Genomic DNA, 18,711 nt, shown 5'->3' with positions numbered 1-18,711 from the left:
TAATTTAGGCTTTAAGGTGGTCCCACCTTTGGCTTCCCGCTTGCAGCGGGATAAACCTCCTGCCATCAACAGGTAAACTCGTCCAGTTGTGTCCAAAAAAAGCCTAGCTTTCACTGAGTTTTACTTTTTTTCTTTAAAAAAATTAAAGTGGTTGAAATAAGACCAAGAAGTATAATCCAAACAAATAATACACTGTTATTCTCTATAAGATTTTGCCACCAATTAGAGCATCCTACGAAGTGAAATGTAATACCCATGGATAATATTATTATATATGCCAATAAATAAGGTGGGTAGATTCTCCCTTTTTTATAATCATCCCAGATCATTAATGAAATTGCTGCTACAATTATAGCATTGCCAAGTTGTAATGCCATTTCAAATCCAAGGCCTGAGTAAATGAGCAACCTCACCAAAGCGGGCTGTATTGGGATAAAAACTGTGCAAACCAAATATCGCGAATGAAGTTGCATATTTTTACGATGATGAATACCCATCATAATAAAAAACACAAAGGCGGCGACCATTATTAAATCCACATAGTAGATCATAAATGATAGGTTAGGATCTCCATAATTAATAGTTATGTTATGAGGTGTTACCACAGCGGCACTAGCAGCTACAACGGTAGCTATTATTAAGGAAGTATATCCAAAAAAGCGATGTGTTCTATATTTTTCCAAGTTGATAAACAGGGGCTGTAATATCAAAATGATAAACCATAAGGTGGCAGAAAGGCCATGAATATGTACGGAAAGATTAAATGAAGCAAGGTCTTTTGTCCAATATGATGGTATAAAACCTGCTATTACGATAATAAATCCCAATAAGAGCCACCAATGTGCATATGGGTATAACTTTTTCATTCTGTATAATTTTAATTAAATCGTTTTTTTGGTTGAACTACCTATGTATTGGAGCCTAAATTATGGAGAAACACCATGCTGTTATTATCCATAAGGTTTATTTTCCTCTAATATAGTAATAATTCATATTGTATTGAAAAGTGACAGGATCGTGTCACCATTTTAGCGTCCATCTGCTATAAACTGCAAATAAAAAAGGATTTACAGTTACGTAAATCCTTTAAACTTATTCTTGGATGCTGAAACAACACTTCGACTGCGTTCAGTGTAATAACGCTATTATATAATCGCTACAAAGAGGCCTTCATCAATCTTAACGACCTTAGCTTCCTTCTTACAGCAGGACAGGTAGTCTGCTAAAGGATGGTAAACTCGCCCAGTTGTGTCCAAAAAAAAGCCCAAACTACAAATGTAATTTAGGCTTTAAGGTGGTCCCACCTTTGACTTCTCACTTGCAGTAGGGTGAATTCTATTCCAAAAGGGTAAAACTAAAACGCCATCTAATTTCTAAAATGCTTAAAAAGTTCGAGTTAATTGAATTTAAGACATTTTACTGAAGAATTTAATCATTACCTCATTCTAATTATTAACCTCTGATGCCAGAAAAATACCTATTATCACAAATAGAAACTCTCCAATGGCATCCCATAAGTATATCCTAATACTTTTGACATATGAACTTTTAACTTAATCCAACTTTTGACTGGATTCAGTTTTTTATAAACCGCTTTAAAAAGACACGTTCATCTGAAATAATTTTGAACAGGTAAATTCCTTTACTAAGCGCATTGACGTCTATGCTATGTCTTGAATTTATGAATGATGCATTATCGATTCGTTTACCCATAATATCAAAAATTTCGTATTGCATATTAGAATAGCTTCCGGGTAAAATAAAATTTAAACGGGTATTTACTGGATTAGGTGACAATTTAAATGTTAGTTGATCTAATTCTTCTTCAAGCCCCAATGTTGCGGTACCAAAATAAAATGAATAAATACCAAAGCTATCTACATCAAATCCCTCCACAGTAAAATAATATGTGGTAATTCCATCAGATGTAAAGGTTATCTGGGATTGAAGGCCGCAAAAATCATCATTTCCATATACCGGTGTTAAATTACCCGATGTTCCAGTATAAACAATTAGTGACGTATCATAGTATGATCCACACAAACTTACAGTGACTGATTCTGCATTACCAGATCCAGTGTAGGTATACCAGGTATTAGGGGCATCTATGATAAGATCTTCTGGCAAATATATAGGAGCTGTAGCTTCATCAATAGTTGCATTCGTGGTATTTCCATAATATGTTCCTTCTGTGACTGCAATGGCATTTGCAAAGTCGTCATTTGAAGGCACACATCCTGAAAAATATGGTGTGTCCGATATATCACAATTAAAATTACTGTCGTGTACAAAGTCTAGAGTTACCAGCACGATGTCGGGAAAAGGACCAACTACATAATTGCCGGTAGAGTTAATATTTGTGACATTAGCATTATAACTGTTGGCTATTGTGTAATTTGACGCCGTCCCGAGATCTGAAACATTTATGCTAATTGTGAATTGATCGTTTAAACAATCGTCCATTACCGAAGCACTGTATGATATTGGTCTACATGGAGCGAATGAAAGCTCCCAATCAAAACTTCCAGGGTTGTACGTGTCAGCCCATTCAATGTAATATCTAGTGCCAGTCGCAACGGGAATATTTGAAGCTACACTACAGTATTCACCTTGTACAACATCAAAATCATCCCAAGTTCCCTGTACATCACGCAACGGCAAACTAGTCAAGGAACCACAGCTCCCAGTGCCAACATACAGATCGGTATCTTCAAGTTGGTAATACCATTGTGAATCTCCAACGCATGAGCGGATTGAAATAACTCCATCCTCTGTGGCATCATAATAAAACCAAGAAGAAGACGCTCCACCAGACATTTCAGCACCATTAGAGCCCCCGCTTATAGTTGTATTGCTGTATGATCCCGGGAATACCTGAACTGCTGTTGAACAGGTATCACCACCATTCTGACTATAGGTCGAATATGCCAGAAATAATATTGGTAATATGGCTAATTTCTTCATAAAATAATGAATTTTAAATCCGACAATTATTTGAAAATTGTATGTGCCTGGGCCCATCACAACTGAATATGCTTTCCTAAATTTAAGATTTTGACGCGAAATAGTCAAATTTAAAATTTTTCTTACCTTGTCGAACACGTCTGAACAAGTGGATTCTATGATAGTTCGTTTCTCTGAAGATAATAAACTGTGGGAATAGTAGTCAGGCTGTACAAACTATATGCAAAAAAACAATTTAAAAAATGGGCATTTTCATGTTCATTTCTAAAAAATAGATCCACAAAAAATTAAAAAGCCATGAAATTTTTTTCTTAAAAATCTTTTTTGTTTGAAATGAGTTGTTTTTTACACAAAAATGAAACTATTGCATACAATGCAGTAATATTGAAATAGAAGAAAATAAAAAAGACCTATCCATTAAGATAAGTCAATAATTGAGAAGTCTTTAAAACAGTGACTTCACCAGGATTCGAACCTGGATCTAAAGTTTAGGAAACTTTTGTTCTATCCCTTGAACTATGGAGCCGTTATAATTAAAAAAGCCTCTTTTTTACCTAATTTTTGGGATATTTCACCAATTTTTACTAGCTTTTTGAACTATTTAAGCTACTCATGGAGTTGTATTTTTTCAAATAAACCCATTGGGGTATTTATTAACTTCTAAACTTGATTTTTATCAGAAAAAATATCCAACTAAAAATGAAAAGAAAAGAATTTCTATTAGGATCAATGTCCGCAGCTGCAGGCTTTTGTTCGCTTGCCTTCAGTCCAAAAATACTATACGAAAATAATCAAGAATTGTTATCCCAAGTTAAATTATTACGAGAATTAGACAATGACTCTTTTAGATGGATTTGGGGTATCTTAAAAGGTATTTCAAACAAAGAACTTGATTGGAAAATTAATAAAGAGGCTAATTCCATCCGCTGGATTATTGGTCATCTAATTTGGTTTGAAGAATGGTCTTGTGATGCAATAGAAGATAAGGGTTTATACTTAATTAAAAATCAACCTTCAACTTCTTTTCAGGCGGACAAACTAGAAGAAATGAAAACAAGGTTTACTATTGCCCATGAGAAGTATGATTCGTTGGTTAAGGGCCTAACAGTAGAACAAATAAATAGACCATCCAAATATCTTTATAATGATTACGATAATAAAAGAGCTGATGTGGACCTTAAAACAATTTTAGCTATTCATTCTACACATTTTTATGGTCATTTGTATCAGATTAGAATGATCAGAGGAACTTATAGTAGGATTAACAAAACGGATAAATCAAAATTTGATAAGTGGTGATAAATCTATCCAAGGTTAATTTAGTCAAGTCTAAAGACCAAAAAACCATAAGTTTAAACTGTAACCACTAGTTTAATTGGGTGTGATTTGATAAATTTATATAAGTGTCCTAAATAATTATAAGCCTGGCTAAGTTTGATCTTTATAAGGCTCAATTGTGTGTTCTTTAGTTCTGCATCCGGTTCTGGCGGTTCAACATATTGTTGTTTGGAATTCCAGTGTTTTGGGTTGATGAAAAGTCCTGTAGAGAATTGTTTTCTAGACTTGTCGTATGTAATTCTACAGATTAGACTAGCCTTATTATCCCTCCTAATCCTACTAGAAGTAATAACAATAAGTATATTTAGCTTGATCATTATTTTTTAAATTTTAGATTGATTAATTAAGGTTGAAAAACTGCAACCTTTTTAGTTTGGATTGCAACCTCCATTGCAACCTTTTTTAAGAAAAACCTTGCCAAGTTTACCCGCCCTTGGTAGGTTGTTATTTTAAGACGAAATGCAATTAATGCATACAATGCTGTTATTTAGAATGTATAGTTAAGTTTACTACATAAAAAAAGCCCAAACTACATTTGTAATTTAGGCTTTAAGGTGGTCCCACCTGGGCTCGAACCAGGGACTTTCTGATTATGAGTCAGATACTCTAACCAACTGAGTTATAGGACCTGTTAACATGTTGCTAACACTCTCATTTAAAGAGTGTGCAATATTACTACATATTTTATAGTTCTACAAGGTTTTTTAATCCTTTATCTCCTGGCATAACTCGATTAGAACACCGTTCGCAGATTTAGGGTGTAAAAAAGCGACCAGCTTGTGATCTGCGCCTCGTTTTGGCACTTCATTTAAAACCGTAAACCCCAAATGCTTCAATCGCTTTATTTCCGCATCAATATCGTCAACATCAAAAGCAATATGGTGAATCCCTTCCCCTTTTTTCTCTATAAACCTGGCAATAGGACTGTCAGTACGCGTCGCTTCCAGGAGTTCAATTTTATTCGGTCCGATTTGGAAAAAAGCGGTTTTAACCCCCTCGCTTTCCACAGTTTCTGTTTTGTAACACGGCGTGCCGAATAATTTTGAAAACAGTTCGTTAGATGCCTCCATACTCTTAACCGCTATCCCGATATGCTCTATTTTATTCATTTGATTCCAGGGGTAATTGTTCTAAATTTTCTATACCAAAGGTAAATAATCTTTAAATATCATTTACTTTTGCACTATGGAAGAAAGTCAAAGGCAAAAGAAAATAGCCTCCGTACTGCAGCGTGATCTGGCCGAAGTATTGCAACATGCGGCAACGCATGGTGGTATGCGAGGTGTATTGATCTCTGTTTCTAAGGTTAAGGTTACGGTCGATTTGTCACAGGCCAAAATCTATGTCAGTGTCTTTCCGAACAACAAGGGTTCCGAAATACTTGATGGCATAAGGTCCAACAGATCATTTATACGACATGAATTGGCGCAACGCACCAAACACCAGTTAAGACGTATGCCACAACTGGAATTTTTTATTGATGATTCTTTAGAGTACATAGACAATATAGAACAGTCCCTTAAAGGAAAGGAAGACCCTATAACTAACCCGGATCTCCTGGAAAAAAGAAAGAAATCATAATTGAATGTCTCCCTTTACATAGCCAAACGCTATCTCCGTTCCAAGAGCAGTAATAATGCCATCAATATCATCACCATTATTGCACTTATTGGAGTCATTTTAGGCGCTGCTGCTTTATTTATTGTACTCTCAGGATTTGCAGGATTAAAGGACTTCACCCTTCAATTTTCTACAGTTATAGATCCCGATCTTAAGGCAGCATCTGCCATTGGCAAATCCTATTTTCTAACAGAAGAGGAAGCCGCACGTCTCAACCAGATTGAGGCTGTTGATGTGTATTCCATGATCGTTGAGGAACGCGTGTTTATCATGTCGGACAACAAATCCTATCCCAGTGCCTATATCAAAGGGGTAGACCACAATTTTACCAGGGTGAATGTGGTCGATTCTATTTTGGAACAGGGGACCTGGTTCCAGGATAAAACAAACCAGATTGTTGTGGGTTCCGGTATTTCGTTTAACCTGTCTTTCGGGGTTTTAGATTATAACAAAGCCATAAGTATGTATGTTCCCAAATCGGGAAAAGGTCAGATAACCTCCGCGGAAAAAGCTTTCAATACAGTCCATGCGGTTAACGTTGGGGTGTTTTCAATCAATGAGAAACTGAACGACACCTATGTGTTTGCCCCGTTAAGCCTGGCGCAACGGCTGTTAAATTATGAGCCCAATCAGATTTCAGCCATTGAATTTAAACTCAGGGAAGGCGCCGATATCGCAGTGGTCAGAGACCAAATACAAGGGGTTTTGGGAAGTAAAGTGGTTATTAAGGACAGGGCACAACTCAACGACGCCTTGTATAAAATGTTGAATACGGAAAACCTTGCGGTATATCTCATCTTTACACTGGTACTCATCATAGCACTTTTTAACGTCATTGGATCCATCATCATGATGATTCTGGATAAAAAGACCTCTTTAAATACCTTTTTTAATTTAGGCGTGACCGTGAAGGACATTCGCAAAATTTTCTTTTTTCAAGGCAGTATGATGAGCATTATTGGAGGGCTTGTCGGCATTCTGTTCGGATTGCTTCTCAGCCTGAACCAGTTGTACGGCCCTATGGCACTCAGAGTGTTCATAACACCCACATTGCCCTATCCGGTGCGCATAAAAATCATTAATGTTTTTATTGTCTTTTTCACCATTACCGTTTTGGGTGTATTGGCTTCCAGAATAGCATCGGCCAGGATTACAAAACAGCTCGTTAGGGACTTCTGATGATCAGGGCAAGTGCGCCTTCGGCTCACCGCGCTATCCGTTATTAGTTTTGAAAAACCAAAACAGTGGTTTTACAAAAGCTAGCCACTGCTATCGCTCTTGCACTGGAATCTTCTTAAGAGATAAATTGATGGTCGGCGAACTTGTCAAGGACCTCATCGAAGGTTGCAAACACATCCTCAGGTCGGTCGCTGGTTACCATTTTGGTACGGTATGCTTTAAAGTGTGGAATACCCTTAAAGTAATTTGTATAATGCCTTCGGGTTTCAAATACACCCAGGGTCTCGCCTTTCCAGTCAATAGCCATTTGCAAGTGCCTGCGTGCTGCATTAACACGCTCTTCCAAAGCTACCGGTGCTAGGTGTTCCCCTGTTTTGAAAAAATGTTTCACCTGTTTGAAAAACCAGGGATTGCCTATACTCGCTCTTCCAATCATGGCCCCGTCCAGTCCATAGGTGTCTCGCATTTCCATAGCCCTTTCCGGGGAGTCTACATCGCCATTTCCAAACACCGGAATGTGCATGCGTGGATTGTTTTTTACTTCAGCTATGGGTCTCCAGTCCGCCTGACCCTTATACATCTGTGCCCTGGTTCGTCCATGAATGGCAATGGCCTTGCAGCCCACATCCTGAAGACGCTCTGCCACCTCAACAATCCGGATGGAATTATGGTCCCAGCCCAGGCGCGTTTTAACCGTAATGGGTAATTTGGTTCGTTTGACCATTTCGGCGGTCAGTTTTTCCATGAGGCATACGTCCTTCAATATACCTGCTCCTGCGCCTTTACTCACCACCTTTTTAACCGGACAACCAAAATTAATATCGATAATATCAGGATTGGACTGCTCCACGATATCGATGGTCCGCAGCATACTCTCCAAATTGGCCCCAAATATTTGTATCCCTACGGGACGCTCCTTTTCATAAATGTCCAATTTCATGACACTTTTCGCAGCATTCCGAATCAAACCCTCACTAGACACAAACTCCGTGTAGACCACATCGGCGCCCTGTTCCTTACATAGCGCACGAAACGGAGGGTCGCTTACGTCTTCCATAGGCGCTAGAAGCAAAGGGAAATCCGGCAGTTCTATGTTGTCTATTTTAACCAGTCCAAATATTTTGGCGCAAAATTACGGTTTTTCTTTAAAAGACCGTTCAGGAATTGAAAAGCTGACAGCTTGGAACAAAAAATCAGCTATATTTGCAAACTCAATCTAGGGATAGATCCATTTATGAAACATATTAGGAACTTTTGCATTATTGCGCATATCGATCATGGTAAAAGCACCCTGGCAGATCGCTTGCTGGATTTTACAGGCTCGGTGACCGATCGTGAGAAACAGGACCAGCTGCTCGACAGTATGGACTTGGAGCGCGAACGTGGAATTACCATAAAATCGCATGCCATCCAAATGGATTACGTGTACAAAGGCGAACATTATGTTTTAAACCTCATAGACACGCCCGGTCATGTCGATTTTAGTTATGAAGTTTCGCGGTCTATAGCAGCCTGTGAAGGCGCCTTACTTATTGTTGATGCCGCACAAAGCATACAGGCCCAGACCATATCTAATCTCTACCTGGCCTTGGAAAATGATTTGGAAATCATTCCGGTGTTGAACAAAGTGGATCTGCCAAGTGCCAATCCTGAAGAGGTCACCGATGATATTGTCGATTTACTGGGGTGCCGCCCTGAGGAGGTGATTCATGCCAGTGGTAAAACCGGGTTTGGAGTCGACAAGGTGCTGGAAGCCGTCATTGAACGTATCCCCGCGCCAAAAGGCAATCCCGACGAACCCTTACAAGCCTTGATTTTTGATTCTGTTTACAATTCCTTCCGAGGGGTTGAAACCTATTTTAGAGTCATAAACGGATCTATAAGAAAGGGACAGCACATTAAGTTTATCGCCACCGGAAAGAACTATTTCGCCGACGAGGTGGGCACCCTCAAATTAAAACAGATACCAAAAAACGAAATTAAGGCCGGTGATGTCGGTTACGTTATAACAGGGATTAAGGAAGCCAAAGAGGTTAAGGTTGGTGACACTATAACCGATGCCAAAAATCCGACTAAAAATGCAATTTCAGGATTCGAAGATGTCAAACCTATGGTGTTTGCCGGTATTTATCCGGTCGATACCGAAGACTATGAAGAGCTCCGCGCCTCTATGGAGAAGTTACAGCTTAATGATGCCTCATTGGTCTTTCAACCGGAAAGTTCAGCCGCTTTAGGTTTCGGATTCCGTTGCGGGTTTTTGGGTATGCTCCATATGGAAATCATACAGGAACGTTTGGAACGCGAATTCGACATGACAGTGATAACCACAGTTCCCAATGTGTCCTACCATGCGTTTACCAAAAAAGAACCGGACGATATCATCATAGTAAACAATCCCTCAGACCTTCCCGATCCCTCAACACTGGACAGGGTCGAAGAGCCCTACATTAAGGCAACCATCATTACAAAAGCCGATTTCGTGGGGAACGTCATGAGTTTATGTATCGAAAAGAGAGGTATGATTACCAATCAGACCTATCTGACACAGGATCGCGTGGAACTTAATTTTGATATGCCTCTGGCCGAAATTGTTTTCGATTTTTACGATCGTTTAAAAACGGTATCAAAGGGTTACGCGTCCTTCGATTACCATCCCATTGGATTGCGACCGTCTAAACTGGTTCGGGTCGATATATTATTGAATTCGCAACCCGTAGATGCGCTTTCAGCATTAATCCATGCCGATAACGCCCAGCACATCGGCAAAAAGATGTGTGAAAAGCTGAAAGAACTTATCCCAAGACAGCAATTCGATATCCCGGTACAGGCTGCTATTGGTGCAAAAATCATCTCCAGGGAAACCATAAAAGCCTTACGTAAGGACGTTACTGCGAAATGCTATGGCGGAGATATCTCACGTAAGCGCAAGCTATTGGAAAAACAGAAAAAAGGTAAAAAGCGAATGCGCCAGGTTGGTAATGTCGAAATACCGCAACAGGCTTTTATGGCGGTATTGAAACTAAACGACTAGATGAATTACCTGCTTGTTTCATTGTTTTAGAATTGATAAGAACTCTGAGCGGGTGCCTTCTGTGAATATGTTTAAAGTTTTTGGCGATATCACTCAAATTATTACCAATAATTCTCATCAAACATAAATTTCCCTCATTTTTCGCAAAAATGGGAAGGCCGCAAAATTGTTAATAATTATTTTGTATGTTTATCACATAGTAGTTAATTTTAGTTTCCAAAACTGCAATAAACGCTTATTATCATTATGTTTATTTAATGTCACCTAAACATTAATTTTAATTTTCAACCGCTATTGTTATTAACAAATTTGTGATTTTTGGTATTTATTTAATGATTCTTAAATAGCATTTACGATCAGCTTGGGCGCATTGGTAATGCCTGTTAGCGGTGTTCTATGGGCTCCGATGAATTATCTGGATGGATAGCGTCATTAGATAATTTAATTTTTTTATATGAAGGCACTTTTTTATACCAGGGAATTTCCGCCATATGTTTATGGAGGTGCGGGAGTTCATGTTGAATATTTGGCAGAAGAACTTTCAAAACTCATTGAGGTCGATGTGCGTTGTTTTGGGGATCAGGATGACAGCCGTCATAATTTAAATATTAAGGGCTTTCCCTACGACAACCCTGTTTTCGAAAAGGCCGATGGAAAATTAAAAGCCGTGCTTCAAACCCTAAGCACCTGTATCCATATGAATGCGGATCCCACAGATGCCGATGTGGTACATTGTCATACCTGGTATGCTCAATTTGCAGGTATCCTGACTAAATTGTGTTATGGTACGCCACTGGTGATTACAACACATTCTTTGGAACCCCTCCGCCCCTGGAAAAGGGAACAACTGGGTAGGGGCTATGACGCCTCCTCCTGGGTCGAAAAAACCGCTATTGAAATGGCCGATGCCATTATAGCGGTCTCAGAAGAAACGAAAGTCGACGTGCTAAACTATTTTAATGTTGACGCCGATAAGGTTAAAGTTATTTATAACGGTATAAACCTGCAGGAGTACGTGGTGACCACAGACGCTGATACCCTTGATGCCTATGGTGTAGATAAAACGAAACCCTATGTGCTATTTGTAGGCAGAATAACCAGACAAAAAGGAATCATCCATCTGGTCAATGCCATAAAATATATTGATCCGGACACGCAAATTGTATTATGTGCCGGGGCTCCTGATACGCCTGAGATTGCAAAAGAAATGGAAGATAGTGTTCATGAGGTGAAAAAAACACGCCAGAATGTGATATGGATTGATAAAATGGTGACCAAAAAGGAAATTATTCAGCTGTACTCTCATGCCGATGTCTTTTGCTGTCCATCCATCTATGAACCCTTTGGTATCATTAATATTGAGGCCATGGCCTGCAACACAGCGGTTGTGGCCAGTGCTGTTGGCGGTATAAAGGAAGTTGTTGTTCCCGGTGAAACAGGACTACTCATTCCCTTGGAACAACAGAAACAGGCCCCTTTCGAACCCGTAGACCCGGATAAATTCTCACGGGATTTGGCACAGGGCATCAATACTTTGATTCAGGATGAAAACCTTCGGCATAAAATGGCTATAAATGGCAGAAAACGCGTTGAGGATTATTTCGATTGGGTGGCCATTGCCAAGCAAGTGGAATCACTGTACAAATCATTATTATAAAAACAACATTAACTAACTTAATTCAACTCTAAGATGATTAACAATAAGGTATTAGCTATAATTTTAGGTGGTGGTCAAGGATCGAGATTATATCCCCTAACTAAAGACAGATCGAAGCCTGCGGTTCCCATTGCGGGTAAATACCGGTTGGTAGATATTCCTATATCCAATTGTATCAACTCCGACATCAAACGCATGTATGTGCTGACCCAGTTTAATTCGGCCTCATTGAATCGTCATATTAAAAACACCTATCATTTCAGTTTTTTTAGCAGTGCATTTGTCGATGTTTTAGCAGCTGAGCAGACCCCGCAAAACAAAACCTGGTTTCAGGGTACAGCGGATGCCGTAAGACAAAGCATGCATCATTTTTTAAGACATGATTTTGACTATGCCCTTATCTTATCCGGAGACCAGCTCTACCAAATGGATTACGAATTATTGATTCAGGCGCATGAATCTAACAATGCAGAGATTACTATTGCCACCATTCCTGTGAATGCCAAGGAGGCTACGGAGTTCGGCATCATGAAATCGGATGAGCAAAATGTTGTACAGTCCTTCATAGAAAAACCGGATTCGAGTTTATTGCCGGACTGGACATCAGAAGTGAGCGACGAAATGAAGAGGCAAGGTAGACATTACCTGGCCTCTATGGGTATTTACGTCTTTAACCGCGATTTGTTGATTGACCTCATGTCGAACCCCGACACGAACGATTTCGGTAAGGAAATCATTCCTCAGAGTATTGAAAAACACAAGACCCTGAGTTACCAGTACGAAGGCTATTGGACCGACATTGGGAATATTGATTCCTTCTTTGAGGCCAATCTGGGACTCACTGACGACATCCCAAAATTTGATTTATACGACAAGAGCAAACGTATCTATACGCGCGCACGTATGTTGCCAACAACAAAAATTGCCGGCACAATATTGGAAAGAGCGGTTGTTTCGGAGGGCTGTATTATAAGTGCGGCCAAAATAGAAAAATCAGTCATCGGAATTCGTTCCAGAATAGGCAACGAATCCACGATCATAAATACCTACATGATGGGTTCAGACTTTTATGAGACCCTTGCAGAGATTGAATCCGATCATATCGATATTTTAATGGGTATCGGAGAGCGCTGTTTTATAAAGAATGCCATTATCGATAAAAACTGTCGCATTGGAGATGATGTGAGAATAAATGGCGGCCCGCACCTGGAAGATACCGAAACCGACACCTATTTTGTTAAAGACGGTATTGTTGTAATTAAAAAAGGTGCGGTGATTCCAAAAGGATTCACAATTTAAGCCGTCATAAAATTAATCTAAATTGTCAACCAACCTGAGATTATGCAAGACCAAAGAAGAGTTGTTATTGATTATGTTTCCCCAAGCGTAAATTGTGGCCAGTACCATATAAAGCGGGTTGTAAACGAAATCGTAAACATCAATGCCTATGTTCTGGCCGATGGCCATGATGTGCTGGGAGCCTCCGTTATCTACAAACACGAAGATGACAAATTCTGGACAGAATCACGCATGCGCCTTGTTGTAAACGACGAATGGCATGGAAGTTTTACCGTGCAAAAACAAGGGTTTTACAGCTATAAGGTCGAGGCCTGGGTAGATTATGCCTTGAACTGGAGGCATGGCATCATTCGAAAAATTGAAGACAACCAGCATGTGGTTTCTGAATTGCTTGAAGGGGCGGAATACATCAGTGAGATTTTAAATAAGGTGTCTTCAAAAAAGGATAAGGTATATCTGGAGCATCTCCATGCGATCTTCAGGGACGAAAACCGGTATGGTGAAGCCATCACGGAAGCCACTTCAGATAGACTGAAGGCCTTGCTATATCAAAACCCAATTAAACTCTTGGAGAATCGCTCCATAGAATACCAGGTCTATGTGGATAGAAAGAAAGCGAGATTCAGTACCTGGTACGAATTCTTTCCCCGATCAACTTCAGAAAAAGAAGGGGTACACGGCACATTTAAGGATTGTGAGCGCATATTACCCCGCATTAAAAATATGGGGTTCGACGTGGTGTATCTGCCTCCCATTCATCCCATTGGTGAAGTGAACAGAAAAGGTAAAAACAACACCACGGAGGCAAAGTCGGATGATGTGGGATCGACCTGGGGGATAGGTTCCAGGTTTGGCGGTCACAAAGACATTCACCCCAAACTTGGGAGCTTAGACGATTTTAAGGCGCTCATACAACGTGCTAAGGACAATAATCTGGAAATCGCTATGGATTATGCCTTACAGGCAGCTCCCGACCACCCCTGGGTTAAGGCGCACCCGAAATGGTTTAAATGGCGGCCTGACGGAACGGTGCAATATGCCGAAAACCCTCCTAAGAAATATCAGGATATCTTACCGATATACTGGGAAAGTGAAGACTATGAAAACCTCTGGAACGAATGTCTCAGCATCCTGCTCTATTGGATTGACTGTGGTATAGAAATTTTCAGAGTCGACAACCCCCACACCAAGCCCTTCTATTTCTGGAATTGGATTATTTCCAAAGTGAAGGCCAAACACCCCAATGTGATCTTCCTGGCAGAAGCCTTTACGGCGCCTAAGGTCATGCAGCAATTGGCGAAACAGGGATATACCCAGTCCTATACCTATTTTACATGGCGAAATACCAAGCACGAGCTCATTGAGTATATGGAAGAGTTAACCCAGAGTGAGCTACGAGAGTATATGCAGCCTAATTTTTGGCCTAATACCCCGGATATCAATCCGTTTCACTTGCAGGGTTCCGGTGAGTCCAAACACATGCAGCGTTATGTTCTTGCCGCCACACTGAGTTCCTGTATTGGAATTTATGGGCCTGTGTTCGAATATATGCTATCAAGTTCCCTTCTTGGAAAAGAGGAATATCTGAATTCTGAGAAGTTCCAGATTGCGCATTACGACTGGACCATTGAAAACAAACTGACCACCATTATCGCCAAAACAAATTATATTAGAAATCATAATGAAGCTTTACAGCAAACGAACAATATACTGTTTTGCCGTATCGACAACGACAACCTCATGGCCTATTATAAATGGAATGATGCTAAAACCAATCATATTTTGGTGATCATAAGCCTGGATGATCACAACGCCCAACAAGGAACTGTCCAGGTACCCCTGGACGCCCTTGAAGTTCATGCCGGGCACCGTTTAGACATGCACGACCTGATTACAGATAGCCATTACGATTGGTACAACGAATGGAGTTTTGTAGAGCTTCACCCCAGTTTGCCCTTTCATATATTCAAAATAAACAAATAGAATGGCAGACAACACATCGACATCCGAAGTGGAATCAATTTTTCAGACTCAAAAGAGATGGGAGGAATTATTGGATAGCGATGATTTTGTGAGAACATTTCTGTCTGATGTTTTAGAAAACTATATTGTTGAGCAGCGTTGGTATGGCGGGAAGTCAAGTCAACTTAAATATATCGAACTTGCCGAGTTTTTTAAAATTCAGCAGAAAGGCGAAATCTATTACGGGCTTATTTTGGAAGTTAATTTCATTGAGGCCTTTTACCAGCACTACTTTCTGCCCATTGCTTTTGTGACAGACGAAAACTTTGCTAAAAAGGATCGGATATTGCCCATAGAAATCAATAATGAAAAAGGCTTTATTATTGATGCGACCAACCTGGAATCATTCAGAAAACTGGTATACGAACGCATATTAACGGCTGAGCCCATAGATACCACCAAGGTCCAATACCACAAAAGTCATTTGTTTACGGATAGCAGCTATGAGTCCTCACGGTTTATGGGTTTAGAACAAAGCAATACCTCCTTGGTTTACAATGAGAGATATGTCCTTAAATTTTTCAGAAGGATCTTTGCAGACAAGAACCCCGATTATGAAATGAGCCGGTTTTTATCTGAGAAAAAAGGCTTCAAAAACACACCTGCCTACCTTGGAAGCATCAATTTGGTTGACTCCGACGGTGTGAATATAACCATTGGGCTCATGCAGGAAATGATTCCAAACGAAGGAGATGCCTTCGATTATTCCCTGAGGGAATTACACAAGGTGTTTTCCAATTTAGAATATAAAAACATAGCCGTCGATCAATTACCTAATACTGCACTCTACCAGCGCCTAGATATTAAGGACATCCCACCACGAATAATCGACTGGGCCGGGCTGCACTTGTTCTTACAAATAGAAACATTAGCCAGGCGCACTGCGGAGATGCATATTGCACTCGGATCAGAATTTGAGGAAACAGCGTTTACGCCAACCCATTATAACGACGACTACACGGTATGGCTTAAGAACAAGGTCTTATATCAGTTCCAAAACAGGCTCAATGCCATTGAGAACAACATTCATAAACTGGAAGGCCTGGCTCTGGACCTGGCCCATGAGTTTTTGGATAAAAAGAATAGCATCAGGAAACGCTTTGTGGATTTTGATTGGACCAAACTTAAGGGTGAACGCATCCGAATTCATGGCGATTACCATTTAGGGCAGGTTTTGGTGAAGGATAATGACTTTTATATCCTAGATTTTGAAGGTGAACCCGAAAGCACGATTCGAGATAGAAAAGTGAAACAATCACCACTCAAGGATGTTGCCGGAATTTTTAGATCGTTTCACTATGCCATATATGCCACTATATTTAACAATGCCGAAAATTATCCGTTCAGCCAGGATCTGCTTTTTAAAGCGGGCGAAGTGCTCTACCGATATATTACCGGTTTGTTTTTAGGTGCTTATGTCACTGAAACACAAAATGCCAATCTTAACATAGGATACAATCAGGAGCGTATTTTTATTTTAAAGTACTGTCTTCTGGAAAAAGCGGTTTACGAATTAGGCTATGAGCTCAATTCCAGACCACAATGGGCGGTAATTCCGCTAAAAGGAATTTCTAATATTATAAATCATTAATTTATGGCTCACGTAACACCTCATAGTTTATTCACCGAATTTGATATTAACCTGTTTAAAGCCGGGAAGCACTACCGTCTTTATGAAAAATTCGGCGCTCACCTCGTTACGGTAGATGGGGTGAAAGGCACGTATTTTGCCGTTTGGGCTCCTAGTGCAAAATCGGTTTCAGTGATTGGCGACTTCAACTATTGGTTGGAAGGCGAACACCAGCTGAATGTCAGGTGGGACAGCAGTGGTATTTGGGAAGGATTTATTCCCAAGGTTGAAAAAGGCGCTATTTATAAGTATAAGATTCATAGTCACCATAATAATATAAAAACGGAAAAAGCAGATCCCTATGCCAGGCGTTCCGAACATCCTCCCAAAACAGCTTCTATAGTTTGGGACGACACCTATAAGTGGAAAGATGCGAAATGGATGAAGAAACGCAAGGAACACAATGCCCTGGATGCGCCTTACTCCGTTTATGAAGTGCATTTGGGTTCCTGGAAAAAACACGTGGAAGAAAACCGCTTTTTATCCTATCATGAGTTGGCCGATGACCTGGTAAACTATATCAAAGACATGAATTTTACCCATGTAGAACTCATGCCAGTTATGGAATTTCCTTACGACCCGTCATGGGGTTATCAGGTAACCGGGTATTTTGCGCCATCATCTCGCTTCGGTTATCCTGAAGAATTTAAATATTTAATTGACAAGCTTCATCAAAATGATATAGGGATTATTCTGGATTGGGTACCCTCACATTTTCCTGAAGACGCACACGGACTGGGATTTTTTGATGGATCTCATTTGTACGAACATCCGGATCCTAGGAAAGGGTATCATCAGGATTGGAAAAGTTTAATATTCAATTACGGTCGTAATGAAGTCAAATCCTTTCTCATAAGTAATGCCATCTTTTGGATGGATCAGTACCATGCAGATGGGTTGCGCGTTGATGCTGTGGCCTCCATGTTGTTTTTGGACTATTCCAGGGAAGATGGGCAATGGGAGCCTAATATGTTTGGTGGCAGAGAAAACCTGGAAGCCATCTCCTTTTTAAGAGAACTGAATGTAGAAATTTATCAGTCTTTCCCTGATGTCCAAACCATTGCAGAAGAATCTACAGCTTTTTCAGGGGTTTCAAGACCCGTATTTTTGGGAGGCTTAGGGTTTGGTATGAAATGGATGATGGGTTGGATGCATGATACTTTGGAATACTTTAAAAAAGATCCCATATACAGACAGTATCACCAGAACGATATCACCTTTAGTTTGGCTTATGCCTTTACAGAAAACTTCATGTTGCCCCTATCCCATGACGAAGTAGTGTATGGTAAAAACTCGATACTGGGGAGAATGCCAGGCGATGAATGGCAGCGGTTTGCCAACCTCCGCCTCTTATACGGCTATATGTTTACGCATCCCGGTGCAAAACTTTTATTTATGGGTGGCGAATTTGGTCAATATAACGAATGGGATTTTAAGGGAAGTCTGGATTGGAATCTTTTGGAATTCGAGCCGCACCATAATTTACAAACCTTTTTTAAAGCGCTCAATACCTTTTACAAAGAAACACCCGCCTTGTTTGAAAAACAGTTTAGCCACGAAGGGTTTGAATGGATAAATTACGACGATCATGAGAATTGTGTGATCTCCTATATAAGAAAAGGTCAGGATCCCGAGAATGATGTTGTGGTGGTGTGTAACCTAACCCCTTCCATCAGAGAAGACTATGGGATTGGCCTGCCGCGGAAAGGAAAGCTCAAAGAGGTCTTTAATAGTGACGATAAAAACTATGGCGGTAGCGCGGTACACAATAAACGAGCCATTACCATCAAAAAGCAGCCTTGGAACGGTAAAGACTATTCTGCAAAAATAACCCTTCCGCCACTGGCCGTTACCATTTTTAAGTTTCTGCCTTAACACGTTGAAGCTTTTGTAATTAAATTGCTGATTATTTGTTTATTAATGAAATAATCAGCATTATTTTTGCAAAATAAAAAGATAATATCCCTTTAA

The 18,711-nt window shown here is 40.0% G+C and carries 14 protein-coding genes and 2 tRNA genes; 9 read left to right on the top strand and 7 right to left on the bottom strand.

The genetic code is table 11. The annotated features are described in order from the left end of the window. Positions 1-110: 110 nt before the first annotated feature. From MR041_RS04950 to MR041_RS04940, 3 genes are all read right to left on the bottom strand, one after another. Entirely contained in the window at positions 111-866 is a 756-nt protein-coding gene (locus tag MR041_RS04950) for a hypothetical protein (protein WP_242092472.1), read from the bottom strand. A gap of 709 nt (positions 867-1,575) precedes the next feature. Next, positions 1,576-2,964: a T9SS type A sorting domain-containing protein gene (locus tag MR041_RS04945; protein WP_242092471.1), complete on the bottom strand. Its 1,389-nt coding sequence runs from the start codon at positions 2,962-2,964 to the stop codon at positions 1,576-1,578. A gap of 454 nt (positions 2,965-3,418) precedes the next feature. Next, positions 3,419-3,490: transfer RNA gene (locus MR041_RS04940), tRNA-Arg, on the bottom strand. Positions 3,491-3,663: 173 nt separating this feature from the next. Between MR041_RS04940 and MR041_RS04935 the strand changes: the two genes are divergently transcribed. Then, the gene (locus MR041_RS04935) at positions 3,664-4,263 is read left to right on the top strand and encodes a DinB family protein (protein ID WP_242092470.1); all 600 of its coding nucleotides are present in this window, start codon (positions 3,664-3,666) and stop codon (positions 4,261-4,263) included. A gap of 53 nt (positions 4,264-4,316) precedes the next feature. Here MR041_RS04935 and MR041_RS15680 read toward each other — a convergent pair whose 3' ends face one another. The 3 genes from MR041_RS15680 to mce form a co-directional block, all read right to left on the bottom strand. Then, positions 4,317-4,619 (bottom strand): Arm DNA-binding domain-containing protein, encoded by a 303-nt coding sequence (locus tag MR041_RS15680; RefSeq protein ID WP_422613560.1) that lies wholly within the window; start codon positions 4,617-4,619, stop codon positions 4,317-4,319. Between the two features lie 238 nt (positions 4,620-4,857). Further along, a tRNA-Ile gene (locus MR041_RS04930) sits at positions 4,858-4,931 on the bottom strand. 75 nt (positions 4,932-5,006) lie between these two features. Next, positions 5,007-5,411 (bottom strand): methylmalonyl-CoA epimerase, encoded by a 405-nt coding sequence (gene mce, locus MR041_RS04925; RefSeq protein ID WP_242092469.1) that lies wholly within the window; start codon positions 5,409-5,411, stop codon positions 5,007-5,009. A 76-nt stretch (positions 5,412-5,487) separates the two neighbouring features. Between mce and rbfA the strand changes: the two genes are divergently transcribed. Continuing rightward, on the top strand, positions 5,488-5,883 hold the full coding sequence (gene rbfA / locus MR041_RS04920; RefSeq protein WP_242092468.1) for a 30S ribosome-binding factor RbfA: 396 nt from the start codon (positions 5,488-5,490) through the stop codon (positions 5,881-5,883). Next, positions 5,884-7,101, top strand: coding sequence for an ABC transporter permease (locus MR041_RS04915; protein WP_242092467.1), 1,218 nt, complete (start codon positions 5,884-5,886; stop codon positions 7,099-7,101). Between the two features lie 115 nt (positions 7,102-7,216). On the opposite strand, the gene dusB is transcribed toward MR041_RS04915, so the two are convergent. Continuing rightward, complete coding sequence (dusB, locus tag MR041_RS04910) at positions 7,217-8,212, bottom strand: tRNA dihydrouridine synthase DusB (RefSeq protein ID WP_242092504.1); 996 nt, start codon at positions 8,210-8,212, stop codon at positions 7,217-7,219. 123 nt (positions 8,213-8,335) lie between these two features. On the opposite strand from dusB, the gene lepA reads away from it, so the two are divergent. From lepA to glgB, 6 genes are all read left to right on the top strand, one after another. Then, complete coding sequence (lepA, locus tag MR041_RS04905; protein WP_242092466.1) at positions 8,336-10,132, top strand: translation elongation factor 4; 1,797 nt, start codon at positions 8,336-8,338, stop codon at positions 10,130-10,132. A 454-nt stretch (positions 10,133-10,586) separates the two neighbouring features. Continuing rightward, a complete protein-coding gene (glgA, locus tag MR041_RS04900; protein WP_242092465.1) occupies positions 10,587-11,789 on the top strand; it encodes a glycogen synthase in 1,203 nt (400 codons plus the stop codon). A gap of 33 nt (positions 11,790-11,822) precedes the next feature. Continuing rightward, positions 11,823-13,088, top strand: a complete 1,266-nt coding sequence (locus MR041_RS04895; RefSeq protein WP_242092464.1) for a glucose-1-phosphate adenylyltransferase — start codon at positions 11,823-11,825, stop codon at positions 13,086-13,088. A 42-nt stretch (positions 13,089-13,130) separates the two neighbouring features. Further along, entirely contained in the window at positions 13,131-15,071 is a 1,941-nt protein-coding gene (locus tag MR041_RS04890) for an alpha-1,4-glucan--maltose-1-phosphate maltosyltransferase (RefSeq protein ID WP_242092463.1), read from the top strand. Position 15,072: 1 nt separating this feature from the next. After that, complete coding sequence (locus MR041_RS04885) at positions 15,073-16,701, top strand: trehalose synthase (protein ID WP_242092462.1); 1,629 nt, start codon at positions 15,073-15,075, stop codon at positions 16,699-16,701. 3 nt (positions 16,702-16,704) lie between these two features. Next, positions 16,705-18,615, top strand: a complete 1,911-nt coding sequence (glgB, locus tag MR041_RS04880; RefSeq protein ID WP_242092461.1) for a 1,4-alpha-glucan branching protein GlgB — start codon at positions 16,705-16,707, stop codon at positions 18,613-18,615. Positions 18,616-18,711 lie beyond the last annotated feature (96 nt).

This window comes from Aestuariivivens sediminicola, from assembly GCF_022662015.1.
Lineage (GTDB): Bacteria > Bacteroidota > Bacteroidia > Flavobacteriales > Flavobacteriaceae > Aestuariivivens > Aestuariivivens sediminicola.
The sequence above is the reverse complement of the archived record's forward strand: the minus strand, read 5'-3'. Positions and strand labels throughout refer to the sequence as shown.

Coding starts and splice junctions, on each gene's coding strand:
- glgB (WP_242092461.1), top strand. CDS start 16,705: ATGGCTCACGTAACACCTCATAGTTTATTCACCGAATTTGATATTAAC.
- MR041_RS04895 (WP_242092464.1), top strand. CDS start 11,823: ATGATTAACAATAAGGTATTAGCTATAATTTTAGGTGGTGGTCAAGGA.
- glgA (WP_242092465.1), top strand. CDS start 10,587: ATGAAGGCACTTTTTTATACCAGGGAATTTCCGCCATATGTTTATGGA.
- MR041_RS04885 (WP_242092462.1), top strand. CDS start 15,073: ATGGCAGACAACACATCGACATCCGAAGTGGAATCAATTTTTCAGACT.
- mce (WP_242092469.1), bottom strand. CDS start 5,411: ATGAATAAAATAGAGCATATCGGGATAGCGGTTAAGAGTATGGAGGCA.
- MR041_RS04945 (WP_242092471.1), bottom strand. CDS start 2,964: ATGAAGAAATTAGCCATATTACCAATATTATTTCTGGCATATTCGACC.
- MR041_RS04935 (WP_242092470.1), top strand. CDS start 3,664: ATGAAAAGAAAAGAATTTCTATTAGGATCAATGTCCGCAGCTGCAGGC.
- MR041_RS15680 (WP_422613560.1), bottom strand. CDS start 4,619: ATGATCAAGCTAAATATACTTATTGTTATTACTTCTAGTAGGATTAGG.
- MR041_RS04950 (WP_242092472.1), bottom strand. CDS start 866: ATGAAAAAGTTATACCCATATGCACATTGGTGGCTCTTATTGGGATTT.
- MR041_RS04890 (WP_242092463.1), top strand. CDS start 13,131: ATGCAAGACCAAAGAAGAGTTGTTATTGATTATGTTTCCCCAAGCGTA.
- rbfA (WP_242092468.1), top strand. CDS start 5,488: ATGGAAGAAAGTCAAAGGCAAAAGAAAATAGCCTCCGTACTGCAGCGT.
- lepA (WP_242092466.1), top strand. CDS start 8,336: ATGAAACATATTAGGAACTTTTGCATTATTGCGCATATCGATCATGGT.